Consider the following 24,293-nt stretch of genomic DNA (forward strand, 5'->3'; position numbering starts at 1 on the left):
TCAATTCATTATTTATGAATAATCCTTGACAGGGTTGGGGTGGCTCCCCAGGCTTCTGCCATGACCGCACCCAGCCACGGACTCCCCACCCGCCGTACCGTCGTCACGGCACTCGGCGCGGCCGGCCTCGTCGCTCTGCCGGCCTGGCCGCAGACGGCCCGTGCCGCGGACGGCGGCCCGGTGCTCGACACCCACCCGGCCACCGAGCCCTCCGGCACCCACGTGCGCGAGGTCGGCGGCACCAACGTCGTCTTCCAATACGGCGCCGTGCTCCCCGCCTTCGACGGCTGGCGCACCCGTGAGCCGACCCGTGACTACCTGTCCCTGGACCGGCGGTGGCGCTTCCGCTTCGACCCCGGCAACCAGGGACTCGGCGAAGGCTGGCAGTCCGCGGACCTCGACGACCGGGCCTGGGGCCTCATCGACGTGCCGTCGGCGTGGGATCTGCTGGACACGCCCGGATTCGGCTCGGAGACCGCCCCCTTCGGGAAGGGCACGGCGTTCGCCGACGGCTACGCCTGGTACCGCACCACCGTCGACGTGCCCGGTTCCTGGCGTGCCCGCCACGTCCGCGTCGCCTTCCTCGCGGTCGGCTACAGCGCCGAGGTCTGGCTCGACGGCGTGCGTCTTGGCAAGCACGAAGGGGCCAACTCGCCCTTCGCGCTTCCGCTGTCGGGGGCGCTCCGGCCGGGCGAGCGCCAGACGATCGCCGTGCGGGTCTTCCGCCGGGCGAGCTACACCGACTACACGGCCACGCCGCCCCAGCCGGTCACCGACGACCACGAGCTGCCGTACAAGCCCGTCGACTACTGGCCCTACGCGGGTCTGACCCGCTCGGCCTGGATCGAGGCGGTTCCGCGGGTCACCATCGCCAAACTGCTCGCGGTCGGCGCGAACGGACACCTCGAGGCGCGTGCGGTCGTCGAGAACCACGGGACCTCCGCGTTCGACGGCTGGCTCACCCTGGACCCCGGTCGCGAGAGCGGCGGCCGTCCCGTCGTGATCCCGGCCCGGATCGCCCCCCGATCGGCCGGCGTCATACGCGCGTCGCTCCGCCTGCCCCACGCCCCACGATGGAGCCCGGCCGCTCCGCACACGCTCACCGCCCGCGCCACCCTGACCGCCGAGCGGCCCTCGGGCCCGCGGGTGGACACCCTGTCCACCGTCTACGGCATACGGGAACTGACCGTCGCCGACGCCGAGTTGCGGTTGAACGGCAAGCCCCTCTTCCTCAAGGGCCTCAACTGGCACGAGGAGACGGCCGCACACGGCAGGGCCATGACGCCCGCCGAGTACGACCGGGAACTGGGCCACATCACGGCACTGGGCGCCGACTTCATCCGCAACTGCGTCTACAACCGCCACCCGTACGTCTACGACTGGGCGGACGCGCACGGCGTGCTGGTGATGGACGACATCGACACCATGTGGCTCAACACCGCCCAGGAGAAGCTGCAGACCGAGCGTTACGGTCTCGCCCGGGCCCTGGCCCTGACCATGGCGTGGAACCAGCACAACCACCCCTCGGTGATCCTGTGGGGACTGCAGAACGAGTCGGAGATCGACGCCGACGGCGCTCCCGTCTACCGGGCCTGGCTCGCCGACCTCAAGGCGGCCGTGAAGGCGGTCGACCTCACCGCCCGGCCCGTGACCTGGGCGTCCAGCACCAGCAACGACCCGGCCTTCGACCTCGCCGACGTCATCGGCTTCAACGAGTACTTCGGCTACTTCTACGGCAAGGACGCCGACCTCGGCCCCACGCTGGACGCGGTGCACGCGAAGTATCCCGACAAGCCGATCCTGATCACCGAGAACGGCACCTGGTCCCTGGCCGGCACCCACGGCCCCAGCACCACTGAGGGCACGGAGGAGTGGCAGGCGGCAAGCTTCACCGCCCACTGGGCGCAGGTGGTCGCACGCAGCGAGTTCGTCACCGGTTTCACCTACTGGGTCCTCAAGGACTACAAGCAGCGGGCCGGGTACAACCAGGCCCACAACGGCATCTCCGTCATGGGCCTGCTCACCTTCGGCGAGGAGCGGCCCAAGCTCGTGTACGAGACGTTCCGTGAGGCTACCGGCCCGCGGACCAGGTGAACTCAGCCCTTGACGCTGCCCTGGGTCAGCCCCGACCTCCAGTAGCGCTGCAGGACGAGCATCGCGGCGGCCAGCGGGAGGATCGAGAGGAACGCGCCGCCCACCGTGAGCTGATAGAGCGCGGGATCGCGCTCGGCCGCCGACTGCCAGGTCGTCAGGCCCAGGGTGATGGGGTACTTCCGGTCGTCGGAGAGCATCACCAGCGGCAGGAAGTAGTTGTTCCAGATCCCGACGAACTGGAAGAGGAAGACGGTCACCAGCGCCGGGGTCATCGTGCGCAGGACGAGGGTGCCGAAGATCCGCCACTCGCCGGCGCCGTCGACCCGCGCCGCCTCCAGCATCTCGGCGGGCACCGCCGCCTCCGCGTAGATGCGGCACAGATACACCCCGAACGGACTGACCATGCTGGGAATCAGCACGGCCCAGTAGGAGTCGGCCAGGCCCACCTTGCTGAACAGCAGGTACATCGGCAGGGCGAGCGCCGTGCTGGGAAGCAGCACACCGGCGAGTACGCCCTTGAAGACCGTCTCCCGGCCGCGGAAGCGGTAGACGGCGAGGGCGTAGCCGGCGGCACACGCGAGCAGGGTGGCCAGCGCACCGCCGACTCCGGCGTACAGGAGGCTGTTCGCGGTCCAGCTCCAGAACATGCCGTCGCCGTAGGAGAAGACGTTCGCCATGTTCTGCGGCCACCGCGGATCGGAGAACCACAGACCGAAGGTGCCGAAGAGGTCGGCACTGCTCTTGGTGGAGGCCACCAGCAGCCAGTAGACGGGCAGCAGGAAGTAGAGCGCCGCGACGGACAGCAGCGCGACCAGCAGGATGCGCGAGGCCGCCGGCTTCTTGACGTGCGGTGTGGACACGCTCACCGTGCATCCCTTCCCTTCCCGCGGTTCACCAGGCTGAGGAAGCCGAAGGACAGCACGCTCGCGACGAGGGCGAGGATCACCGACTCGGCCGCGGCGAGGTAGATGTTGTTGTTGGCGAACGCCTCGTTGTAGGCGCTCAGGTTCGGCGTGTACGAGCTGGTGACCGTCGAGGTCAGCGGCTTGATGACGAGCGGCTCGGCGAAGAGCTGCAGCGTGCCGATGATGGAGAAGACGCCGGTGAGGACGAGGGCGGGCCGGGCCAGCGGCAGCTTGATCCGGATCGCCGTCTGCCAGGCACCGGCCCCGTCGATGCGCGCGGCCTCGTAGAGCTCCTGCGGGATCGCCTTGAGCTGGGCGACGATCACCAGCATGTTGTAGCCGGCGAACTCCCAGATCACGATGTTGGCGATGGACCACAGCACGTTGTCGTGGCCGAGGAAGTCGGGCGCGAGGCCGATCCTGCCGAGCAGGTCGACGACCGGGCTCACGCCCGGTACGTACAGGAACCCCCACAGGATCGAGGCGATGACACCGGGCACGCCGTACGGCAGGAAGTAGGCGGCACGCAGGACCCCCGCCCAGCGGTGGGAGAGGGTGTCGAGGGCCAACGCCAGCGCGGTGGACAGCAGCAGCATCACGGGGATCTGCACGAGGCCGAAGAGCAGCACCCGCGCGAAGCTCTCCAGGAAGGCAGACTGCTGCAACGCGAGGGCGTAGTTGTCCAGCCCGGCGAAGCCGACGGTGGCCGGGCCGAGGCCCAGCGGGCCGGAGCGGACCGGCTTGAGCAGGCTCTGGTAGACGGCGTAGCCGAGCGGAAGGACGAAGGAGAACAGGAAGAGGGCGACGAAGGGGAGGACGAACCCCCATGCCGCCCGGTCCGGGCGGGCGGACCGCCGGCCGCGCGGTGCGGACTCCTCCGCGGGGCTGAGCGGCGCGGACGTCCGCGTCCTGGTGGTCGCGGTGCTCATCACGCGCTCCTCGCCTTCAGGCCCTTGGCTCGCAGGTTGTCCACGGAGCTCCGCTGCGCGTCGGCGAGCGACGAGGCGAGCGTGCCGTCCGACGCCATGGCGGCGCCGAAGGCGTCCCCGAGCCGGGAGAAGTCGGCGTCCGTGGTGGGGGACCACTTCCAGGAGGTGTCGATGGCCCGGTCGGAGGCGGTGAACACGTCGTTGTACCGCTGGCCGCCGAAGAACGGGTCGGGCTTGTCGAGCGCCGATCCGCGGAAGACGCCGGTGGCCGCGGGCCAGCCGTAGCCCACCGAGATGTTCAGATCGACGGCCCGGGGGTCGGTGTTGAGCCAGTGCGCGAACCGCAGCGCCTCACGCGGGTGGCGGCTGCCCTGGAGGACGGCGGTGGAGGATCCGCCCCAGTTCGCGGAGGCGTTGCCGCCCGCCGTCCACTGGGGGAGCGGGGCGACCCGCCACTTCCCCTTGGTGCCCGGGGCGTTGCCGCGCAACAGGGCGTCGCCCCACTGCGGCCCGACCCAGGCGGCGATCCGTCCGGTCTGGACCTGCCGGTACCAGGCGCTGGACATATCGGGTCCGACGAAGACGAGGTCGTCGCGGACCAGCCTCTCCCAGTAGTCGGCGACCTCGCGCGACAGGCCGCCGTCCATGTCGACGACCCACGTGTCGCCCTGGGTGCGCACCCACCGCGCACCCCGCTGCCAGCACATCGCGGCGAACCAGGTGGGCTGGTTGGGCGCGAACGTGCACAGCCGCGCACCGCCGCCGCGTTCCTTGACCACGCGGGCGGCCCGCTCGAACTCGGCCCAGGTGCCGGGCGTCTCGATGCCCCACTGATCGAAGAGATCCTTGCGGTAGAAGAGCCCCATCGGGCCCGAGGCCTGCGGGATCGTACGGACCCGCCCCCCGAAGACACCCTGGTTCCACTGCCACGGCACATAGCTGTCGCGCAGCTCGTCGGCACCGTACGCGCTCAGGTCCGTCAGGCCGTTGACCAGCATGAAACCGGGCAGCTCGTGATACTCGACCTGTGCCAGGTCCGGCGGGTTGCCCGCGGTCAGCGAGGAGTGCATCTTCTGGTAGCCGCCCTGGGTGTTGGCGGGGATGCTCTGCAACTCGACCTGGATGCCGGGGTGCGTCCGGTTCCACAGGTCGACCGTCTTTTGCATCGGCACCCACGTCCAGAAGACCAGCTTCACCGGCCGACCGGGCCGGGCGGGTTCCTGCCGGGTCGTGCGGGCGGCTCCGACGGTCTGGCCGCAGGCGGTGAGGGCCGGGAGCCCGGCGAGTGCCCCGGCACCCCATCCGAGCAGGGACCTCCGCGAGGGTGGTGAGCTGTTCATGTGCGTCCCTTGTCCGGAGCTCGGTTGTCTACGGCTCGACCAGCACGGCCACTCCGGCTGCCGGCAGCGTGACGCGGTCGGCGGGAGCGGTCCCTTGGCCCAGGGCATCGGTCATCGGCTCCGGGAGCGTGATCTCCACCTCTTCCGGGCCGTGGTTCAGCAGGAAGACGAACCGTCCACCCTCGCCTTCACGCACGGTCGCCTGGACGTGCTCGGGAAGCCCGGGAAGCACGGGGCCGACGGACGCCGTCCGGCACACCTCCTCCACCAGGGTCCGCATGGCCTCCGGCGCGAGTCGGGTCGCGACGTACCAGGCGTCTCCCTCGCCGAAGGAGTGACGGGTGACGGCCGGCTGCCCGGACAGCGGCCCGGAGCCGAAGTCGGCGACCGTCCTTGCCCCTTCGGGCACGACGGCCTCGGACCACAGGTCGGCGCGGCTGACGGTGCCGTCCGAGTGCCGGACGTCGACCGTCTCCCGCTCCGCCAGCGGCCAGAACTCCTCGACGCGCAGGCCCAGCACCTCGCGCAGCGGTGCGGGATACCCCCCCAGGTGCACGCGGTCGCAGTCGTCGACGATGCCGGAGAAGAACGACACCAGCAGATGGCCGCCGGCACGCACGAACTCCGTGAGGCGCTCGGCGTCCGGCTGCTTCAGCAGGTACAGGTTGGGCACGACGATGAGGCGGTAGCCGGACAGGTCCCGGTCGGGGGGTACGACATCGCAGGCGATGCCGGCTTCGAACAGCGGCCGGTAGTGGGCGAGCGCGATCTCCATCTGGTCCAGCGCTGTGGACGGGTGCGAGTCCAGTTCCAGCGCCCACCAGCTGTTCCAGTCCAGCACGAGGGCGACGTCGGCGGTGGACCGGGTGCCGGCGATCCGTGGCACGGAGGCCAGCTCACGGCCCAGCTCGCTCACCTCACGGAAAGTGCGGGTGCCGGTGCCGCCGTGCGGGACCATCGCCGAGTGGTACTTCTCGGCACCGCCCCGGGACTGCCGCCACTGGAAGTACAGGACCGCGTCCGCGCCCTGGGCGACCGCCTGCCAGCTCCACAGCCGCATCCGCCCCGGCGGCTTGGGCCCGTTACGGTCCCGCCAGTTCACCGCACCGGGGGCCTGCTCCAGCAGCATCCACGGCTGACCGGCGCGGGCGGACCGGGTGACGTCGAAGATGAAACCCGCCGAGACATGCGTGTCCTCGTCGTGCGGGTCCTGGTAGACGTCGACCGAGACGACGTCCTCGTGGGCGGCCCACCGGTAGGCGTCGACGGGCTTGTGCACGCCGATGAAGTTCGTCGTGACGGGCACGTCCGGGGTGATCCGCCGCAGGACGTCCTTCTCCGCCAGGTAGCACCGCAGCAGCGCGTCGTCGGAGAACCGGGCGAAGTCCAGCTGCTGGGCGGGGTTGGGGAAGGTCGGCGCCAGCCGGGGCGGCAGCACCTCGTCGAAGCTGTCGTAGCGCTGTGCCCAGAAGGCCGTCGACCAGGCGTCGTTGAGCGCCTCGAGGTCGCCGTACCGTTCGGACAGCCAGCGCCGGAAGTCGGCCGCCGATTCGTCGCACCAGCACATCGGGGTGTGGCAGCCGTACTCGTTGCCGATGTGCCACAGCTCCAGCGCGGGGTGGTCGGCGTAGCGGGTGGCGAGTTGCTCTACCAGGCGCACGGCGTGCTCGCGGTAGACGCGGCTGGAGGGACAGTAGTGCTGGCGTCCGCCGGGCCACAGGCGCCGGCCGTCGGCGGTCTCGGGGAGGATCCCGGGGTGCAGCCGGGACAGCCACGGCGGCGGGGACGCCGTCATGGTGGCCAGACACACCGCCACACCCGCCCCGGCGAGGTTGTCCATCACCCGGTCGAACCAGTCGAAGTCGTACGCACCGGGCCTCGGCTCCACCTTGGCCCAGGAGAAGATCCCGGCCGTCACCAGGGAGACGCCTGCCTCCTTCATCAGCGCCATGTCCTCGGCCCACACCTCCTCGGGCCACTGCTCGGGGTTGTAGTCGCCGCCGAAGGCGATTCCGGCCGGGCGCAGGTGCCGCCGGGCGTCGGTCGGTACTGAGTCGGGCTGTCGCATGGCGGTCAGTCTCGGAGCGGCCTCACCACCCCGTCAAGATATATTCATTATTAATTGAAACAGCTAGGATGAACGTAGGCCACATGGGTGCGGGCAGCGGAGGGGAAGGGTGCACGATGACGGAATGCCACAGGCTGGCGGGGCGCGTCGCGGTGATCACCGGCGCGGCGCACGGGATCGGCGCGGCCACGGCGCGCAGACTCGCGGCCGAAGGCGCGACGGTCATGGTCACGGACGTGGACGACACCGCCGGCAAGACGGTCGTGGCGGACATCGAGGCCGGCGGGGGCCGCGCGGAGTACCTGCGCTGCGACGTGACCTCGGCCGCCGACTGGGAGCACCTGGGCCGCCATGTCCAAGAGCGCCATGAACGCCTCGACGTGCTGCACAGCAACGCCTACGCCCAGCTGAACAAGCCGGCGCACGAACTGAGCGAGGCCGAGTGGGACGGCCAGATGGCCGTGCTGCTCAAACCGGCCTGGCGGGGGATCAAGACCTTCGCGGCGCTGCTCCGGGAGGCTGCGGGGTCGGTCGTCCTCACCTCCTCGGTGCACGCGGTCATCGGCCTGCCGGGCCACGCCGCCTACGCCGCGGCGAAGGGAGCCCTGTGCTCGCTGGGGCGTCAACTGGCCGTGGAGTACGGGCCGGAGATCCGGGTCAACACCGTGCTGCCCGGCCCCATCCTCACCTCCGCCTGGGAGGGGATCCCGCAGCCCGACCGGGCGCGCAGCGTGGCGGCCACGGCGGCCAAACGGTTCGGGCAGCCGGAGGAGGTGGCCGCCGCGGTCGCCTTCCTGGCGTCGGCGGACGCCTCCTATGTGACCGGTGCGAGCCTCGTGGTCGATGGAGGATGGAGCGTCATGAAGGAGTCCTCGTGAGCGGCGCCCGCCGAGTGCGGCATCAGCGGCAAGGACCGGAGCGGAAACGGAGAACGTGGTGACCCATCCCGGTAAGGGGCTGCACGGCCAGGCCGTGGAGGAGCTGGGCCGGCGCATCATCCGCGGCGACTACCCCCCGGGCTCCGTGGTGGACCCGGTCAGGTTCGAGACGGAGCTCGGGGTCAGCAAGACCGTGGTCCGCGAGGCGATGCGCGTGCTGGCGTCCAAGGGCCTGCTCGAGTCGAAGCAGAAGCGCGGGACGACCATCCGGCCCCGGGCCGACTGGAACCTGCTCGACAGCGACCTGCTGCGCTGGCAGGGCAGCAGCGCCCCGACCGACGGCTTCCTGGAGGACCTCGCCGAGGTGCGCGCGATAGTCGAGCCCGCCGGAGCCCGGCTCGCCGCGACCCGCCGCACGCCGTCCGACCTGGACGCGATGCGCCAGGCGATCGAGGCCATGGCGGCAGCGGGGACGGACGCGGAGGCCATGGTCGAGGCGGACCTGGCCTTCCACCGCGCCCTGCTGGACGCCGCCCACAACGAACTGCTGAGCCGCATGGAGGTCGTCATCGAGGCCGGTCTGCGCGTCCGCGACCGGATCGTGCACGGCGCCCGGCACTTCTCCGACTCCATACCCGTGCACCAGGAACTGCTGGACGCGGTCGAAGCGGGCGACCCGGACGCCGCCGTGGCCGCCGTCGCGTCCCTCCTGGCCCAGGCTTCCGACGACCTGGCGGCCGTACGGGCGGCCGAAGACCACGACGCCGTCGCGACCGACACGCCGCCGAAGGAAACCCCGTGAAGATAACCGGACTTGAGACGTTCCTGGTGGCCCCGCGCTGGCTGTTCCTGCGCATCGCCACCGACGAGGGCATCACCGGCTGGGGCGAGCCCGTGGTCGAGGGGCGCGCCGACACCGTGCGCGCCGCCGTCCACGAACTGGCCGACCACCTCGTCGGCCGCGACCCGCTGCGCATCGAGGACCACTGGCAGGTCCTCACCAAAGGCGGCTTCTACCGCGGCGGCCCGATCCTCTCCAGCGCCGTCGCCGGAATCGACCAGGCGCTGTGGGACATCGCCGGCAAGACCTACGGGGCACCCGTACACCGCCTCCTCGGCGGCCCGGTGCGGGACCGCGTCCGGATGTACGCCTGGATCGGCGGCGACCGCCCCAGCGATGTGGCGCAGCTCGCCGAGGAGCAGATGAAGGCGGGCTTCACCGCCGTGAAGATGAACGCCTCGGCCGAACTCGCCCCGATCGACACCCCGGCACGCACCGCCGAGGTCGTCGAACGCGTCGCAGCCGTCCGCGAGGTGCTCGGCGACGAGCGGGACATCGCCGTCGACTTCCACGGCCGCGTCTCCACCGCCATGTCGCGCCGCCTGCTGCCCCTCCTCGAACCACTGCACCCCCTGTTCGTCGAGGAACCCGTCCTGCCCGAACACTCGGGCCACCTGCGCAGCCTGGTCGAGTCGACGAACATCCCGCTCGCGACCGGCGAACGCCTCTACTCCCGGTGGGACTTCCGCGAGGTACTGGCCAGCGGCATCGCCGTCGCCCAGCCCGACCTGTCGCACGCCGGAGGCATCTCCGAGGTCCGCCGCATCGCGGCCATGGCCGAGACGCACGACGTCGCCATGGCGCCCCACTGCCCCCTCGGGCCGATCGCCCTGGCCGCCAGCCTCCAGATCGCCTTCTCCGTGCCGAACTTCCTCATCCAGGAACAGAGCATGGGCATCCACTACAACCAGCAGTGCGACCTGCTGGAGTACGTGATGGACCCAGAGCCCTTCCGCTTCGAGAACGGCTACGCCGTCCGTGGATCCCGCCCGGGTCTCGGTGTTGAGATCGACGAGAAGGCCGTACGCCGCGCCGCCGAGACCGGGCACCGCTGGCGCAACCCCGTATGGCGGGGCGCCGACGGGGCGTTCACCGAGTGGTGACACCGTCGTGTCCGTCGCGCCGCACGCACCCCATGCACAAGGAGAGCCCGCGCCCATGAACCTGGTGGAATCGCTCCGAGCCCACCGCCTGCTGGCGATCGTCCGCGGCAAGGATCCCGCCGCGGCCCTGCGTACCGTACGCACCCTCGCCGAGGAAGGCGTCGCCGCCGTCGAGGTCTCACTGACCACCGCCGACGCCCTGACCGTGATCAGGCGGGCGCGCACCGACCTTGGCCCCGACGCCCTGCTCGGCGCGGGCACCGTGCGCTCGGCCGCGGACGCCGCCCGCGCCGTCGACGCCGGGGCCTCCTACCTCGTCACCCCGGCACTGGTCGACGGGCTGGAGGCCTACGGCGTGCCCGTGCTGATGGGCGCCGTGACCCCGAGCGAGATCGAGGCCGCCCTCGCACGGGGGGCCGACGCGATCAAGCTCTTCCCCGCCTCCCTCGGCGGACCGGGCTATCTGCGGGCCCTGCGCGACCCGTTCCCCGAGGTGCCCCTCGTCCCTGTCGGGGGAGTGGACGCGTCGGCCGCCCGGGCGTACCTGGACCGGGGCGCCCTCGCCGTCGGCGTCGGCTCACCGCTCGTCGGGGACGCGGCCGACGGCGGCGACGTCGGACAACTCCGCGCCCGCGCGGCCGAGTTCCGCAAGGTGGTCGCGGGGGAGGGGCTGTGACGGCATCGGCCGCACCGGACGTGGTGACCTTCGGCGAGACGATGGCGGCGCTGCGGGCCCAGGGCGCGCTGCGGCTGGGCGGCAGCCTCGGACTGTCCGTGGCGGGTGCCGAATCGAACGTCGCCATCGGCCTCGCCCGGCTCGGCCACCGGGTGCGCTGGGCCGGCCGGGTAGGGGCGGACGAACTCGGCGCGCTGGTGCTGCGTACGCTCCGCGCCGAGGGCATCGACACCGACCACGCGGCCGTCGACGACACCGGCCGGCCCACCGGACTGCTGCTGACCGAGCCCCGCCTGGGCACGCTCACACGGGTGAGTTACTACCGCGCCGGTTCGGCGGGATCGGCCGTCTCACCGGCCGATGTCCTGCCCGCGCTGGCCGCCGGATCCCGGGTCCTGCATCTGACCGGCATCACCCCGGCGCTCGGCCCGTCGGCGGCCGAGGCGGTCCAGGCCGCCGCCGCGGCCGCCCGGGACGCCGGCATCACCGTCTGCCTCGACGTCAACTACCGCTCCCGGCTGTGGTCCCACGACCTGGCCCGCGCCGCCCTCAGGCCGCTGCTGGCCCACACCGACCTGCTCATAGCCTCCGAGGACGAGCTGCCGCTGGTGCTGGAACGGCCCGCCGCGGCCGAGTCGGAGGCCGTGCGAAGCCTTCTGTCCGCAGGTGTCGGCGAGGTCATCGTCAAGCGGGGCGCACGCGGCGCGACCGGATTCACCGCCGAAGGGGCGACCGACCGCGCCGCTCGCCGGGTCGACGCCGTCGATCTGGTCGGCGCGGGCGACGCCTTCGTGGCCGGATACCTGTCCGGACTCCTCGACGGCGCGGACCTCCCCGCCCGGCTGCACCGGGCCGTCACCACCGCGGCCTTCGCCGTCGCCACCCGGGGCGACTGGGAAGGACTGCCGACCCAGGACGAACTCGGCCTGCTCGACCGGCCCGACGGCACGACCATCCGCTGACCCAGGAGGCTGAACACCGACATCCGCGACGGCAGCCGCTCTGTCAGGCGGGCGAACCAGTGCTGTCCGGAGAGCTCGGCGGCGGCGCGGGCGTCACCGCCGGCGCACACGTCGATCAGCTGGTCGTGGTGCTCGATGGTGTTGCGGCCGAGCCGTGCCGCGGGTCTGGAAGCCGTGCCGCGGGTCTGGAAATGGATAGGGCATACCGGTAGCTAGACTGGCCGGTATGACCCGTCGCGACCAGCAATCCGATGGCCCCGTCGCGCAGCCGCTGCGCAGCGACGCCGAGCGCAACCGGGAGCGGATCATCGCCGCCGCGCGCCTGGTGTTCGCGCGTGACGGCCTGAACGCCTCCATGGCGTCCGTGGCCCGTGAGGCGGGGGTGGGGATCGCGACGATGTTCCGGCGTTTCCCGACGAAGGAGGAGCTGGTCGCCGCCGTCTTCTCCGACCGCATGGACGCTTATGCCGACGCGGTCGCGGTCGCCCTGGAGGACCCCGACCCCTGGCACGGGTTCGTCGGCTACATCGAGAAGGCCTGCGCGATGCAGGCCGCCGACTTCGGCTTCGCCGACGTCCTGACCATGACCTTCCCCACCGCCAAGGCGCTGGAGCGGCGCCGCGACGAGGCGTACGCGTCCATGGTCGAGCTCATCGGCCGTGCCAAGGCCACCGGGCGGCTGCGCGAGGACTTCGACCCCTCGGACCTGGTGCTGATCCACATGGCCAACGCCGGTGTCGTCAACGCCACCGGCGAGGCGGCGCCCGACGCCTGGCGCCGTGTCGTCGCCCTGCTGATCCAGTCCCTGGAGGCCCCCGCCCGCGGCCCGCTGCCCGACTCGCCCGAGCACGACGCCCTCTACCAGGCCATGCTCCGGGCCGGCCCCCGGGGGCCCGCCGCTGTGGCCCCCGACGAGAGCGGCTGATCTCCGGACCGGACCGGCCCACACAGGAAACGGAGTTGACCGACATGGCACTGGTCCTCGTGACCGGCGCGGCCGACGGACTCGGGCGCGACACGGCGAACGCGCTGTCCGACGACGGGCACGAGGTGGTGATCCACGCCCGCAACCCGGCCCGTCTCACCGAAGCGGGTGACACGGCCCGGTGGAAGGGCACCGTCACCGGGGATCTCGCCGAGCCGGACGAGATCCGCGAGGTCGCCCGGCAGGCCACCGGGTTCGGCCGTTTCGACGCCGTCATCCACAACGCCGGCGTCATGAACCGCCCGGAGGACGTCACCGTCAACACCGTCGCGCCCTACCTGCTGACGGCCCTGATGGAGAAGCCGGGCAGGCTCGTCTACCTCAGCAGCTCCATGCACCGGACCGGCTCCACCGACCTGCGACGGCTGACCTCCGGCACCGCCTCCTACGACGACACCAAGCTGTGGGTGACCGCACTCGCGCTCGCCTTCTCGTCCCGCTGGGAGGGAACGTCCAGCCACGCGGTCGACCCGGGGTGGGTCCCCACCCGCATGGGCGGTCGCCACGCACCGGACGACCTGACCGCCGGGCATCAGACCCAGGTCTGGCTCGCCACCCACCCCGACGTGACGCCGAGCACCGGTGGCTACTGGTACCACCGGCGGGTACAGACACCGCACCCCGCCGCGCAGGACGAAGAGTTCCAGGCCCGCCTCATCGAAACCCTGGAGCACCACACGGGCGTCCCGCTCGACTGACAGGGGCTCATGGCCGACCATCCTCCGCCGTCCCGTGAACATACATCGGATGAGTGGTGCTACTGGGGTCTTTGACAGGTGCACGAGTGCTGCTAGGTTCCGCGATACACCCGATGTATTGATGAGCCGTCAGCTCTGGAGGACGCATGACCTCACAGCCGGAGCACCATTCGAAGGTGGCCCGCAGAGCCGTACTCGGCACCGCCCTCTCCGGCGCGGCAGCGGCCGCCCTGCCCGGAACAGCCCACGCGGAGGAGCCCGAACCGACGCTGCCGTCCGCCGCCCGCGGGGGTGCCGGACGCCCCTGGAGACTCCGCGACACCATGACCACCGACGGCGCCTGGGCGACGTTCCTGCGCGGCCAGGACCTGCTGTGGACCAGGCTGCCCACCCGCTGGTACGAGGGCCCGTTCCTCGGCGACGGGCTGCTCGGCAGCATGATCTACCGGGAGCCGGACGCCAACCGTGTCCGCTTCACCGTCCAGCACGGCCGGGTCCAGGACCACCGCCCCGAGTTCGGAAGCGGCTGGGGCACCTGCCGGCTGCCGGTGGGGCACCTGACGCTCGACCCCGTCGGCACCATCACCGCCGTCGACTGGCGGCTGAGCCTGTGGAACGCCGAACTCACCGGCACCGTCACCACCACCGTCGGCACCCTCACCCTCTCCGCCCTCGTCCACGACGAGGTGCTCGCCGTCCGGGTCCGGGCCTCCGGCGGCGAGCGCACCGTCTGGACCTTCCACCCCGAGGAGGCCATCAGCCCCCGGAAGATCCAGGAGGCCCCGCCCGCCGACTACACCCCCAACCCGCCCTGGACCACGCGGACCGCCGCCGACGGCACCGAGCAGGTCCTCCAGCCCCTCACCAGTGGCCAGACCGCCACCGCCTACCGGCGTGACGGCGACGAACTGCTGCTCAGCGTCGGGCACAGCGCCCCCTCCACCACCGCCGCCGAGGCCCAGTCGCTACGCAACCTCCGGCGAGTGACCTCGTACGCCGCCCTCAGGCGGAGGCACACCCGCTGGTGGCACGCCTTCTACAAGAAGAGCTTCGTGTCGTTCCCCGACCAGCGGCTGCAGAGCTTCCACTGGATCCAGCTCTACAAGGTCGCCTCCGCCAGCCGCGCGGACGGCCCCGTCATGGCCACCTGCGGGCCGTGGCTGGAGCCCACCCCCTGGCCCGCGGTCTGGTGGAACCTCAACATCCAGCTCGAGTACTGGCTCGTCCACGGCTCCAACCACCTGGAACTCGACGCGCTCGCCACCACCCTGCGCCGCAACCAGGAACAGCTCATCGCCAATGTGCCCGCCGCCTACCGCGCCGACAGCTCCGGCGTCGGACGCAGCTCCGACATGTTCGCCAACCGGGAGGTCGGCAGGCCCGGCTCCGGCTCCGAGGTCGGCAACCTCACCTGGGCGCTGCACAACGTCTGGCTGTCCTACCGGCACTCCATGGACGAGGCGCTCCTGCGCGACACCGTCTTCCCGTTGCTCCGCCGGACCGTCGCCTACTACCTGCACTTCCTCACCCCGGGCAGCGACGGCAAGCTCCACCTGCCCAGCACGCTCTCGCCCGAGTACCCCGTCGTACCGCCGCAGGACACCACCTACGACCTGGCCCTGATCCGCTGGGCCTGCCAAACCCTCATCGAGTCCGCCGAACTCCTCGGCATCGACGACGCGTCGGCCCCGCGCTGGCACGAGGTGCTGGCCAAGCTCACGCCCTACCCGGTCGACGGCAACGGCTTCATGATCGGCGCCGACACCCCGTACGCCCGGTCCCACCGTCACTACTCGCACCTGCTGATGGTGTACCCGCTGTACCTCGTCAACTGGGACCAGCCCGAGAACCGCGACCTGATCACCAGGTCGATCGAGCACTGGCACGCGCTGACCGGCGCCCACCGCGGCTACAGCTACACCGGCGCCGCCTCGATGTACGCGATGACCGGCGACGGCGACACCGCGATCACCTATCTCCGGAAGTTCTTCGACACCTCCACCCGCTACCCCTGCCAGGCCAACACCCACTACACCGAAGCCGGACCGGTCATCGAGACACCGCTGTCCGCCTCACAGTCCCTGCACGACATGTTCTGCCAGAGCTGGGGCGGCGTGATCCGCGTCTTCCCCGCCGTCCCCACGGCGTGGGCGGACCTCACCCTGCACGACTTCCGCACGCAGGGCGCCTTCCTGGTCAGCGCCGTCCGCAAGGCGGGCAGGACCCGGTTCATCCGGATCAAGAGCCTGGCGGGCGAGCCGCTCAAGCTGAAGCACGGGCTCGGCGGCCGGCTCACCGTGCTCCTCGACGACGGCCGCCCCGCCCGCACCCGCGACCTCGGCGACGGGGTGCTCTCCATCGACCTGCCCAAGGGCCGCGAGGTGCTCGTGCACTCCGGCTCCCGCCCCGACCTCGTCATCGCGCCGGTCACCGTGAGCGAACCGGGCCCCGCCTGGGGACTGCCGTAAAGCCCACACACCTCGGAGGGTTCCATGGCTGTTCCGATCAGAACCGCGGTCGCCGCGCTGTGTACCGGCCTCGCGGCGACACTCCTCACGACCGTTCCCGCCCGGGCCGAGAAGCAGGAGCACACCTGGGCGGTGTCCGCCTCCGCACACACGCCCCGCGCACGGATATCCCTGGACGACAGCACCGGCACACTGAGCCTGTCCGTGACCCGTGCCGGGCGTACGGTCATCGAGCCGTCACCCGTCGGCATCGTCACCGAACAGGCCGACCTCTCCCGGGACTTGCGCTTCCTGCACCGCAAGAGCCGGACGATCGACGAGCGATACCGCGCCAAGTCCGGCAAACGTCTGGACCGCCGGGTCCGCATGAACGAGACCCGCCTGTCGTTCGCCGGCCCGAGGGGCGCCCGGCTCGACCTCGTCGTCCGGGCCTCCGCCGACGGTGTCGCCTACCGGTACGTCCTGCCCGCCGCGTCCGGCGACGTACTCGGCGAGACCTCCGCCTTCCACCTGCCGCCGGACGCGAACGCGTGGCTGGGCACCTACCGGGCCGACAACGAGGGCCAGTTCGTCCAGTACACGGCCGCCACGGCACCCACCGGCGAGTACTCGGACCAGGCGCTGTTCGCGACCGACGGCGGCTACACCCTGCTCGCCGAGTCCGACCTCACCGGCGCCTACTCCGGCGCCCGGCTCGCCCACGACCAGGGCACCGGCACCTACCGCGTCAAGCTCGCCGACGACCGGGTCCGCACCGACGGCCCCCTCGCCACCCCCTGGCGGGCCATGGTCACCGGCGACCTCGCCACCGTCACCCGCTCCACCTTCACCGACGACCTCGCCCCCGCCTCCAAGGCCGGCGACACCTCCTGGATCAAACCCGGCACCGCCCTGTGGACCTGGCTCGCCGGCGGCCGCCCCGCCGGGCAGAGCCTCGCCGCGCAGAAGGCCTACGTCGACTACGCCGCCGAACGCGGCTGGCCCTACGAGGCCGTCGACGCCGGCTGGTACTTCAAGGCCGACGCCTGGGACACCACCGACCCGGACTGGCAGACCAACAGCTGGATGCCCGAACTCGTCGACTACGCGCGCGCCAAGGGCGTCGGCATCATCGTCTGGATCCACCAGCGCGACCTCGACACGGCCGAGGAACGCGCCCGGTGGCTGCCCACCCTGGAACGCTGGGGCGTGAAGGGTGTCAAGATCGACTTCATGGACTCGGAGGCACAGTCCACGCTCCGGTGGTACGACGCGATCCTCCCGGAGACCGCCGCCCACCACCTCCTGGTCAACTTCCACGGCTCCACGATCCCCAAGGGCATCCAGCGCACCTGGCCGCACGTCATGACCCTGGAGGGCGTCGCCGGCGAGGAGAAGCGCACCAACACCGCCGCCCACCTCACCACCCTGCCCTTCACCCGCAACGTCATCGGCTCCATGGACTTCACCCCCGGCGCGTTCCAGCGCGTCGGCCTGCGCCCCAACTCCGACGCCGCCGAGGTCGGCCTCACCGTCGCCTACGAGTCGGGCCTGCAGATGTTCGCCGGCACCCCCGAGTCGTACGACGCCCGGCCGCTCGCCCGGGACTACTTCGACCAGGTCCCCGCGGCCTGGGACGACACCCGGCTGCTCGCCGGGAGTCCAGGACAGGAAGCGGTGCTCGCCCGCCGCGACGGCGACCGCTGGTTCCTGGGCGGGGTGTACGCCGGCGCCGCCCGCAGGGCCGAGGTGCCGCTGACCATCGGCCCGGGACGCTGGCTGGTCGAGACGATCGAGGACGGTACCGGCGGTCTCGTCCAGAAGCGTCAGGTACTGCGCGGCGGCGGCACGCTCGCCGTGGATGTCGTGGCCAACGGGGGCTTCGCCGGCATCGCCTGCGCCTGGCGCCCGGGCCTGACCAGCTGTCACCGCTGAGCTTTCCTGGAGGACCAAGATGAGTGTTTCCCGACGTACGGTGCTGGCCACGGCGGCCGGTGCCGTGGCGGCAGGCGCGTCCCCGGCACCGGCCGCGGCCGCCGGCACTACCCCGGCACCGACCCTGCGCAAGCTCCGCACGGCCGCCGACTACGCCATCGAGAAGCTTCACGCCGTCGCACCGACCGTGACCGCCTTCCCCGTCGGCACGAAGTTCGAGAAGTGGACCTACTCGCAGAGCGGCGACTGGGTCGGCGGGTTCTGGCCGGGCACGCTGTGGATGGCATGGCTCTACAGCAAGGACGAGGCCTTCCGCACACTGGCATCGGCCTCGGCCCGGAAGCTGGCCCCGCGCCAGTACGACACCGGCACCCACGACCTCGGCTTCCTCTTCTACCCGTCCTGGGTCACCGCCTGGCGGCTGACGGGCGACGAAGCCTGGCGGACGGGTGCCTTACGGGCGGCCGACTCCCTGATCCAGCGGTACAACCCGCAGGGCCGCTTCATCAGAGCGTGGGGCGCGCTGAACGACGAGAAGAACGCCGGCCGGGTCATCGTCGACACGATGATGAACCTCGATCTGCTGGCGTTCGCGAGCCGCCAGACCGGCGATGCGAAGTACCTGGACATCGCCGTGGAACATGCGAAGACGACCCGGCGGGTCTTCCCGCGCCCGGACGGATCGACCCCGCACGTCTACGACTTCGACCCAAGGAGCGGCGCCCCGCTCGGCCCGAACACGGTGCAGGGGTACAGCCCCACGTCGTGCTGGTCGCGCGGGCAGGCGTGGGGCCTGTACGGATTCACCACGATGTACCGGAGGACCGGGAACCGGGACTTCCTGGCCACGGCCCGAAAGCTCGCGGACTTCGCGATCGGAGCCCTGACCCCGGACCACGTCCCGGTGTGGGACTACCGGGCTCCCCAGCAGCCCCACGACATCAAGGACGCGTCGGCCGGGGCGATCACGGCCTGCGGCCTCCTCGACCTGTCCGCCGCCACCGGCCGAAAGGCCTATCGCGAGGTGGCGTTACGGCAGCTCACCGCCCTCTCGGAGACGTGCCTGACGCGTGACTCGGCCCGCGCGGAAGCGGTGGTGGCCCGCTGCACCCGCCACCGCCCGAACGAGGACGGCATCGAGATCTCCCTCCCGTACGCCGACTACTACCTGCTGGAGGGCATCCTGCGGGTCTTGCGGCCGCAGGACGTCGACCGGGCGATCGACCTCTCCTCGGTCACAGCATCACGTGCTTGACCTGCGGCATTGGCGAGCGGGCCGAACGCGGCCCGCTCGTCGTCCGGAGCTCCGGGCCGCAATGCGGGACAGCAAAGGGCGCGGGGAGTACTGGGGCTCGCGATGTGCGGCTGGTGGCCGTCACGGGCAGGACCGCACGGCCGCGACCAGGATCCTTGGTGGAGGCCGGTCTGCCGGGGCGGAAGTGCGGGTGGGGCTTTCACACGTACGACGAGGAGCCGCGGCGTGAGGCCCTGGTACCGGAGAGGCGGGCGTGAGGGAAGATGGTCATGGCCACGACCACCGAACGAGGGGAGCCGCAGGGTGTCCACCAAGGTGCGCACGGCAGACACGCGCGAGCGCATCCTGACCGCGGCGTGCGAGGTCATCGCCGACATCGGCTTCGAGAAGATCCGCATGAGGATGGTCGCCGAGCGTGCCGGAGTGTCGACGGCGCTGCTCCACTACCACTTCGACACACGCGAGAAGCTGTTCACCGAGGCGATGACCCACTCCTTCGCCCACACCGCCGTCGACCTCGAACGTGACGCGGAAACGGCACCGGCCGCGGTCATCCTGGCCCGCATCCTGCGCGGTCTGCTGCCGACCGATCCCCAGCTCCACCAGGACTGGCGGCTCTGGCAGGAACTGTGGGTCAGGGCGCTGCGCGACGAGGCCACCCGGGTCTTCGCCGTGGACCTGTACGCGCAGCTGCACGCCTGGGTGGGGGACGCGGTACGGCGCGGCATCGACAGCGGCGAGTTCACGCCGACCGATGTCGACGACCTCAGCACGCTCGTACTGTCCCTGAGCGACGGCTACGGTATCCGCCTCATGCTGCGCGACCCGACGGTCACCCTCGACACCGCGCTGACCTCCGTGTGGCGCCATGTCTCCACCGCACTCGGCCTGCCGGACACCGTCCCGACGGAGTGAATCCCCGCCCGCTGTCACAGACCCGGACGCCGCCCTGTCTCTCTGGTGAGTCAGTCAACCAGCGAACGGAGACAGTGATGAAGATCGTGGTCGTCGGCGGTACGGGCCTCATCGGCGCGCAGGTGGTCGCGCTGCTGCGCGACAGGGGTCACGTGACCGTCGCCGCCGCCCCCTCCACGGGCGTCGACACCCTCACCGGTGAGGGACTTGCCGAGGTCCTCAAGGGGACGGACGTGGTCGTGGACGTGTCGAACTCGCCGTCCTTCGACACCGGGCCGGCCCTGGACTTCTTCACCCGCTCGGCGCGGAACCTGTTCGCCGCCGAGCAGGAGGCGGGCGTCCGGCACCATGTCGGACTGTCCATCGTCGGCGTCGACCGGGTGCCCGGCTACGGCTACTACGAGGCCAAGGTCGCCCAGGAGAACGCCGTGCGCGGCAGCGGCGTGCCCTACAGCATCGTGCGCGCCACCCAGTTCTTCGAGTTCATCGCTCCGGTGATGGACATGTCCACCGAGGGCGGGGAGGTGCGCCTGCCGTCCACGCGACTGCGTCCGATCGCCTCCGCCGAGGTCGCCGCCGCCGTCGCCGAGGCGGCGCAGGGCGAGCCGTCGAACGGCGTCCGTGACATCGCCGGCCCCGAGACGTACGGCCTGGACCGCCTCGGTGAGCTCACCCTGGCGGCGAAGCCGGACGGCCGGACCGTCGTCACCGATGACACCGCCGGCCTGTTCGCGGGCATGCCCGACGTACTCACCGGCGACGAGAGCGCGCACCTCGCGGCCACCCGTTACGAGGAGTGGCTCAAGCAGCACTGAGGCCGGGAGGCTACGGGCGGCCGGTGAGCCTGCGTGCCGACCGCTCGTACGCCCTCAGCTTGTCCGGCGTCAGGACCCAGTAGAGCCCGTCGATGCCGTCAGGACCCACGGTCGCGCTCACCAGCGCCACGGCGGCCCCGTCCTTCGCGAGCAGCACACTGGGCTGCCCGTTGGCCTCGACGATGCCGTACTCCGCGCCGGGGAAGAACTTCTGGGCGAAGGCCGTCACCTTGGCCACGCGCCCGGCCCCCACGATCGCCAGCCGCGCCACGCCGCGCATGCCGTTGCCGTCCGCGTAGGCGACGACGTCGGCCGACAGCACGGTCTCCAGCGCGGCCACGTCACCGTGCCGCGCGGCGGCCACGAAGGCGTCGAGCAGACGCCGGTGCTGAGCCGTGTCGACCGGTTCCCGGCGCTCGGCGGACAGACGCTTGCGGGCCCGGCTGACGATCTGCCGCGTGTTGGCCTGGCTCAGCTCCAGCATGCCCGCGATCTCGTCGTACGCGTAGTCGAACGCCTCGCGCAGCACGTAAGCCGCCCGCTCCACCGGATTCAGCCGCTCCAGGACGAGCAGCACGGCCAGCTCCAGCGCCTCGCCGCGCTCCGCGCCGACCTGCGGATCGACGCTCGTGTCCACGGGCTCGGGCAGCCACGGCCCGACGTAGGCCTCGCGGCGCACCCGCGCCGACTGCGCCACGTTGATCGCCAGCCGGGTGGTGATCTTCGCCAGGAACGCCCCGTGATCCAGCACCGCGCCCCGGTCGGCGGCCTGCCAGCGCAGCCACACGTCCTGCACCACGTCCTCGGCCTCGGACACGCTGCCCAGGACCCGGTAGGCGATACCGAACAGCCTTGGCCGCAGCCGCTCGAACGCGTCCGCCGCCGCGTTCAGCGCGTCGTCGGCGGGGGACTCTCGCTGCTCCATGGCGTGGACGCCTCCGGGGTCGGCCGTCGTGTCTTCGACAGTACGTCCGCCGGAGCGCCCGGACAGGTACCTAGCCCTCGTAACGGGGTGTCCACTGTGCCTGCGCGACCGCCTTGCGGAGCTCCTCCTCCGTCGCCCGCGGGGCCACGCCGTCCTCGACGGCGGCGAGGGCCGCGGCCAGGGCGATCTCGCGGGCGGAGTCCCGCATCCCGCTCAGGGGCGGCAGCAGCGGCACGGGCCCGTCCTCGCCGTCCGCCGCACGCACCGCGCACTCGGCGACGGCACGGGCCGCGGCCACGAGCATGCGGTCGGTGACGCGCGTGGCGCGGCTCGCGGTCACCGCGAGCCCCATGGCCGGGAAGACGTACACGTTGTTGGACTGCGCCACCGGCACCTCGTGCCCGTCCACCGTCAGCGGCGGGAAGGGCGAGCCGGTGGCGATCAGGGCCCGGCCGTCGGTCCAGCGGGTGAGGTCGGCGGGCTCCGCCTCGGAGTGGGAGGTGGGGTTGGACAGCGGGAAGACGACGGGCCGCTCGCAGGTCGAGGCCATCTGCCGCACGACCTCCTCGGTGAACGCGCCGTGCGCCGTCGACAGTCCGATCAGCGCCGTCGGCTCGACGCGGCGCACCACCTCGGCGAGGCCCGTCCCGTCCCAGTCGGCCACCTCGCTGTCGTCGCGGGCGAACCTCCGTTGCTGCGGGGTCAGTTCACCGCGGGAGCGCACCAGCAGGCCGTCGACGTCGAGGATCCAGAACCGTGCCGTGGCCTCGTCCTCCGGCAGCCCCTCGTCGACCATGGCGGTACGGATCATGTCGGCGACGCCGATGGCCGCCGACCCCGCGCCCAGGATCACCAGCCGCTGGCCGGGCAGCGGGGTGCCCGCCACGTCCGCCGCGGTGGACAGGGCGCCGAGCGCGACGGCCGCGGTGCCCTGGATGTCGTCGTTGAACGTGAGCAGCCGGTCGCGGTAGCGGGCGAGGATCGGGTGGGCGTGGGCGGTGGCGAAGTCCTCCCACTGGAGCAGTGTGCCGGGCAGCTCCGCCTCGACCGCCGACACGAAGGCCTCGATCATCTCGTCGTACTCGGCACCGGTCAGCCTGCGGTCACGCCGGCCCAGATAGCGCGGGTTGTCCAGCAGGGCCTCGTTGTCCGTGCCGACGTCCAGGAAGATCGGCAGCGTGCGCGCCGGGTGGATACCGCCGATGGCCGTGTAGAGGCTGAGCTTGCCGATCGGGATGCCCATGCCGCCGACGCCCTGGTCGCCCAGCCCCAGGATGCGCTGTCCGTCGGTGACCACGATGACGTCCACGTCGTGGTCCGGGTACGGGCGGTTGCGCAGGATGTCCCGGAAGCGGTGCCGGTCCTCCCAGCTCAGGAACAGCCCTCGCGGACGCCGGTAGATCTCGCTGAAACGCTGACAGGCCTCGCCCACCGTCGGCGTGTAGACGACGGGCAGCAGCTCCTCCAGGTACTCGGTGACCAGACGGTAGAAGAGCACCTCGTTGGTGTCCTGCAACTGCCGCAGATAGATGTGCCGGTTGAGGGGCTTGTCGTAGCCGCGGAACGCCTCGTAAGCGCGGGCGACCTGCTCGTCCAGGGTCTCCACGGCGGGCGGCAGCAGCCCGTCGAGCCCGAGCTCCGCGCGCTCCCGCCGGCTGAAGGCGGTGCCCTTGTTGACCAGCGGGTCGGCCAGGGTCGTGACGGCGGCGCTCGTGGTCGTGCTGGGGTGGTGGTTCTTCGGCTGGTCCATGATGTGACGCCTTCCCTCGACTCGCCGATTCGTGCAGGTGCCCTGCGCCGTCCGGATGAAGCGTGTCGCCGATGAGTTCTGCCGCCCCGGCCGGTCTACCTCCCCGAAAGGCACACAGACCCTCAACGCCGAGCAGGAGACAGTGACATGAGTGTGACGACGCCGCAGAGCCAGGCCGGACGAGCCGAGTCCCGGACCGTCGATGGTCTTCTCTCCACCCGCCCCGTTTGGCTGGTCGGTGTTCTGGCGACCCTCGCGGGCGCCGCCGTGACCGAGGCGTTCGGGCTCGCCGCACGGGCCGCCGGTGTTCCGATGGAGGCGGCCAGTCCGGGAGCGAAGGAGGCCGCGGCCATCCCGGTGGGCGGGTTCGCCGGCGGGGTGGTGTTCTGGTCGGTCGCCGGGATCGTCCTCGCGGTGGTGCTCGCCCGCTGGGCCGAGCGGCCCGCCCGCACCTTCACGGTGATCACTCTCGCGCTCACCGCCCTCTCCCTCGCCGGCCCGGCCGTCGCCCCGCACACGGCCACGTCCACCCGGATCGTCCTGGCCCTGTCCCACGTCGTCGCCGCCGCGGTGATCATCCCCCTGCTGGCACGGCGCCTGTCCCACCGGCGGCCCTGAACGCCCGGGCTTGCGCTGAGCCTCCGCGCCTCGCAGCAGCCCCGCCCCACCCCGCGACGCCCCGCCCCACCCCCTGACAGCCCCGAACGGCCCAACCCAATGGGCCGGAGGAGGCGGGGGTGGATGAGCGGTGTGACCGTGGTGGAAGGGATGC

Annotated in this window: 20 protein-coding genes; 14 read left to right on the top strand and 6 right to left on the bottom strand. The window is 71.6% G+C overall.

Annotation, left to right across the window (positions count from 1 at the left end; translation table 11 throughout):
- Positions 1-60: 60 nt before the first annotated feature.
- Positions 61-2,094 carry a glycoside hydrolase family 2 protein gene (locus AC07DF_RS19520; RefSeq protein WP_478972345.1) on the top strand — a complete coding sequence of 678 codons (2,034 nt, stop codon included), beginning with the start codon at positions 61-63 and terminating at the stop codon, positions 2,092-2,094.
- Positions 2,095-2,096: 2 nt separating this feature from the next.
- Here the strand turns inward: AC07DF_RS19520 and AC07DF_RS19525 are convergent, their stop codons facing one another.
- From AC07DF_RS19525 to AC07DF_RS19540, 4 genes are read right to left on the bottom strand one after another with little or no spacing between them, the layout of a single operon-like run.
- The gene (locus AC07DF_RS19525; RefSeq protein ID WP_478972348.1) at positions 2,097-2,954 is read right to left on the bottom strand and encodes a carbohydrate ABC transporter permease; all 858 of its coding nucleotides are present in this window, start codon (positions 2,952-2,954) and stop codon (positions 2,097-2,099) included.
- 2 nt (positions 2,955-2,956) lie between these two features.
- Positions 2,957-3,928, bottom strand: a complete 972-nt coding sequence (locus tag AC07DF_RS19530) for a carbohydrate ABC transporter permease (RefSeq protein WP_478972351.1) — start codon at positions 3,926-3,928, stop codon at positions 2,957-2,959.
- Positions 3,928-5,268 (bottom strand): ABC transporter substrate-binding protein, encoded by a 1,341-nt coding sequence (locus AC07DF_RS19535; RefSeq protein ID WP_478972354.1) that lies wholly within the window; start codon positions 5,266-5,268, stop codon positions 3,928-3,930. The genes AC07DF_RS19530 and AC07DF_RS19535 overlap by 1 nt, the downstream gene beginning before the upstream one ends.
- Before the next feature lie 28 nt (positions 5,269-5,296).
- Positions 5,297-7,336 (bottom strand): beta-galactosidase, encoded by a 2,040-nt coding sequence (locus AC07DF_RS19540; protein ID WP_478972357.1) that lies wholly within the window; start codon positions 7,334-7,336, stop codon positions 5,297-5,299.
- Between the two features lie 116 nt (positions 7,337-7,452).
- Between AC07DF_RS19540 and AC07DF_RS19545 the strand changes: the two genes are divergently transcribed.
- The 12 genes from AC07DF_RS19545 to AC07DF_RS19600 all read left to right on the top strand — a co-directional run bounded on the left by AC07DF_RS19545 (position 7,453) and on the right by AC07DF_RS19600 (position 20,846).
- Positions 7,453-8,214, top strand: coding sequence for an SDR family NAD(P)-dependent oxidoreductase (locus tag AC07DF_RS19545; protein ID WP_478972360.1), 762 nt, complete (start codon positions 7,453-7,455; stop codon positions 8,212-8,214).
- Between the two features lie 55 nt (positions 8,215-8,269).
- Complete coding sequence (locus AC07DF_RS19550; protein WP_478972363.1) at positions 8,270-9,016, top strand: FadR/GntR family transcriptional regulator; 747 nt, start codon at positions 8,270-8,272, stop codon at positions 9,014-9,016.
- Positions 9,013-10,158 carry a galactonate dehydratase gene (gene dgoD, locus AC07DF_RS19555; RefSeq protein WP_478972366.1) on the top strand — a complete coding sequence of 382 codons (1,146 nt, stop codon included), beginning with the start codon at positions 9,013-9,015 and terminating at the stop codon, positions 10,156-10,158. Before AC07DF_RS19550 ends, dgoD begins: the two co-directional genes overlap by 4 nt.
- Positions 10,159-10,213: 55 nt before the next feature.
- Positions 10,214-10,834 (top strand): bifunctional 4-hydroxy-2-oxoglutarate aldolase/2-dehydro-3-deoxy-phosphogluconate aldolase, encoded by a 621-nt coding sequence (locus tag AC07DF_RS19560; protein ID WP_478972369.1) that lies wholly within the window; start codon positions 10,214-10,216, stop codon positions 10,832-10,834.
- A gap of 41 nt (positions 10,835-10,875) precedes the next feature.
- Complete coding sequence (locus AC07DF_RS19565) at positions 10,876-11,796, top strand: sugar kinase (RefSeq protein WP_478972751.1); 921 nt, start codon at positions 10,876-10,878, stop codon at positions 11,794-11,796.
- A gap of 226 nt (positions 11,797-12,022) precedes the next feature.
- A complete protein-coding gene (locus AC07DF_RS19570) occupies positions 12,023-12,721 on the top strand; it encodes a TetR/AcrR family transcriptional regulator (protein WP_478972372.1) in 699 nt (232 codons plus the stop codon).
- A gap of 44 nt (positions 12,722-12,765) precedes the next feature.
- Positions 12,766-13,479, top strand: coding sequence for an SDR family NAD(P)-dependent oxidoreductase (locus tag AC07DF_RS19575; protein WP_478972754.1), 714 nt, complete (start codon positions 12,766-12,768; stop codon positions 13,477-13,479).
- A 146-nt stretch (positions 13,480-13,625) separates the two neighbouring features.
- Positions 13,626-15,947, top strand: coding sequence for a glycosyl hydrolase family 95 catalytic domain-containing protein (locus tag AC07DF_RS19580; protein WP_478972375.1), 2,322 nt, complete (start codon positions 13,626-13,628; stop codon positions 15,945-15,947).
- 24 nt (positions 15,948-15,971) lie between these two features.
- On the top strand, positions 15,972-17,861 hold the full coding sequence (locus AC07DF_RS19585) for a glycoside hydrolase family 97 protein (protein ID WP_478972378.1): 1,890 nt from the start codon (positions 15,972-15,974) through the stop codon (positions 17,859-17,861).
- A 19-nt stretch (positions 17,862-17,880) separates the two neighbouring features.
- Entirely contained in the window at positions 17,881-19,116 is a 1,236-nt protein-coding gene (locus AC07DF_RS19590) for a glycoside hydrolase family 88 protein (protein WP_478972381.1), read from the top strand.
- Between the two features lie 303 nt (positions 19,117-19,419).
- Entirely contained in the window at positions 19,420-20,031 is a 612-nt protein-coding gene (locus tag AC07DF_RS19595; protein ID WP_478972383.1) for a TetR/AcrR family transcriptional regulator, read from the top strand.
- A 77-nt stretch (positions 20,032-20,108) separates the two neighbouring features.
- Complete coding sequence (locus AC07DF_RS19600) at positions 20,109-20,846, top strand: SDR family oxidoreductase (RefSeq protein WP_478972386.1); 738 nt, start codon at positions 20,109-20,111, stop codon at positions 20,844-20,846.
- Between the two features lie 10 nt (positions 20,847-20,856).
- Here AC07DF_RS19600 and AC07DF_RS19605 read toward each other — a convergent pair whose 3' ends face one another.
- Together AC07DF_RS19605 and AC07DF_RS19610 are read right to left on the bottom strand one after the other, a co-directional pair.
- A complete protein-coding gene (locus AC07DF_RS19605; RefSeq protein ID WP_478972390.1) occupies positions 20,857-21,771 on the bottom strand; it encodes an RNA polymerase sigma-70 factor in 915 nt (304 codons plus the stop codon).
- 70 nt (positions 21,772-21,841) lie between these two features.
- Positions 21,842-23,521, bottom strand: coding sequence for an NAD-dependent malic enzyme (locus AC07DF_RS19610; protein WP_478972393.1), 1,680 nt, complete (start codon positions 23,519-23,521; stop codon positions 21,842-21,844).
- A gap of 147 nt (positions 23,522-23,668) precedes the next feature.
- On the opposite strand from AC07DF_RS19610, the gene AC07DF_RS19615 reads away from it, so the two are divergent.
- A complete protein-coding gene (locus AC07DF_RS19615; protein ID WP_478972396.1) occupies positions 23,669-24,139 on the top strand; it encodes a DUF6069 family protein in 471 nt (156 codons plus the stop codon).
- The last annotated feature ends 154 nt before the right edge of the window (positions 24,140-24,293 follow it).

It is taken from the genome of Streptomyces sp. NPDC044719 (genome assembly GCF_056433405.1).

Excerpts from the sequence above, each read along its gene's own strand:
- AC07DF_RS19520 (WP_478972345.1), top strand. The coding sequence starts at position 61 with ATGACCGCACCCAGCCACGGACTCCCCACCCGCCGTACCGTCGTCACG.
- AC07DF_RS19530 (WP_478972351.1), bottom strand. The coding sequence starts at position 3,928 with ATGAGCACCGCGACCACCAGGACGCGGACGTCCGCGCCGCTCAGCCCC.
- AC07DF_RS19535 (WP_478972354.1), bottom strand. The coding sequence starts at position 5,268 with ATGAACAGCTCACCACCCTCGCGGAGGTCCCTGCTCGGATGGGGTGCC.
- AC07DF_RS19540 (WP_478972357.1), bottom strand. The coding sequence starts at position 7,336 with ATGCGACAGCCCGACTCAGTACCGACCGACGCCCGGCGGCACCTGCGC.
- AC07DF_RS19545 (WP_478972360.1), top strand. The coding sequence starts at position 7,453 with ATGACGGAATGCCACAGGCTGGCGGGGCGCGTCGCGGTGATCACCGGC.
- AC07DF_RS19560 (WP_478972369.1), top strand. The coding sequence starts at position 10,214 with ATGAACCTGGTGGAATCGCTCCGAGCCCACCGCCTGCTGGCGATCGTC.
- AC07DF_RS19565 (WP_478972751.1), top strand. The coding sequence starts at position 10,876 with ATGGCGGCGCTGCGGGCCCAGGGCGCGCTGCGGCTGGGCGGCAGCCTC.
- AC07DF_RS19570 (WP_478972372.1), top strand. The coding sequence starts at position 12,023 with ATGACCCGTCGCGACCAGCAATCCGATGGCCCCGTCGCGCAGCCGCTG.
- AC07DF_RS19575 (WP_478972754.1), top strand. The coding sequence starts at position 12,766 with ATGGCACTGGTCCTCGTGACCGGCGCGGCCGACGGACTCGGGCGCGAC.
- AC07DF_RS19580 (WP_478972375.1), top strand. The coding sequence starts at position 13,626 with ATGACCTCACAGCCGGAGCACCATTCGAAGGTGGCCCGCAGAGCCGTA.
- AC07DF_RS19585 (WP_478972378.1), top strand. The coding sequence starts at position 15,972 with ATGGCTGTTCCGATCAGAACCGCGGTCGCCGCGCTGTGTACCGGCCTC.
- AC07DF_RS19590 (WP_478972381.1), top strand. The coding sequence starts at position 17,881 with ATGAGTGTTTCCCGACGTACGGTGCTGGCCACGGCGGCCGGTGCCGTG.
- AC07DF_RS19600 (WP_478972386.1), top strand. The coding sequence starts at position 20,109 with ATGAAGATCGTGGTCGTCGGCGGTACGGGCCTCATCGGCGCGCAGGTG.
- AC07DF_RS19605 (WP_478972390.1), bottom strand. The coding sequence starts at position 21,771 with ATGGAGCAGCGAGAGTCCCCCGCCGACGACGCGCTGAACGCGGCGGCG.
- AC07DF_RS19610 (WP_478972393.1), bottom strand. The coding sequence starts at position 23,521 with ATGGACCAGCCGAAGAACCACCACCCCAGCACGACCACGAGCGCCGCC.
- AC07DF_RS19615 (WP_478972396.1), top strand. The coding sequence starts at position 23,669 with ATGAGTGTGACGACGCCGCAGAGCCAGGCCGGACGAGCCGAGTCCCGG.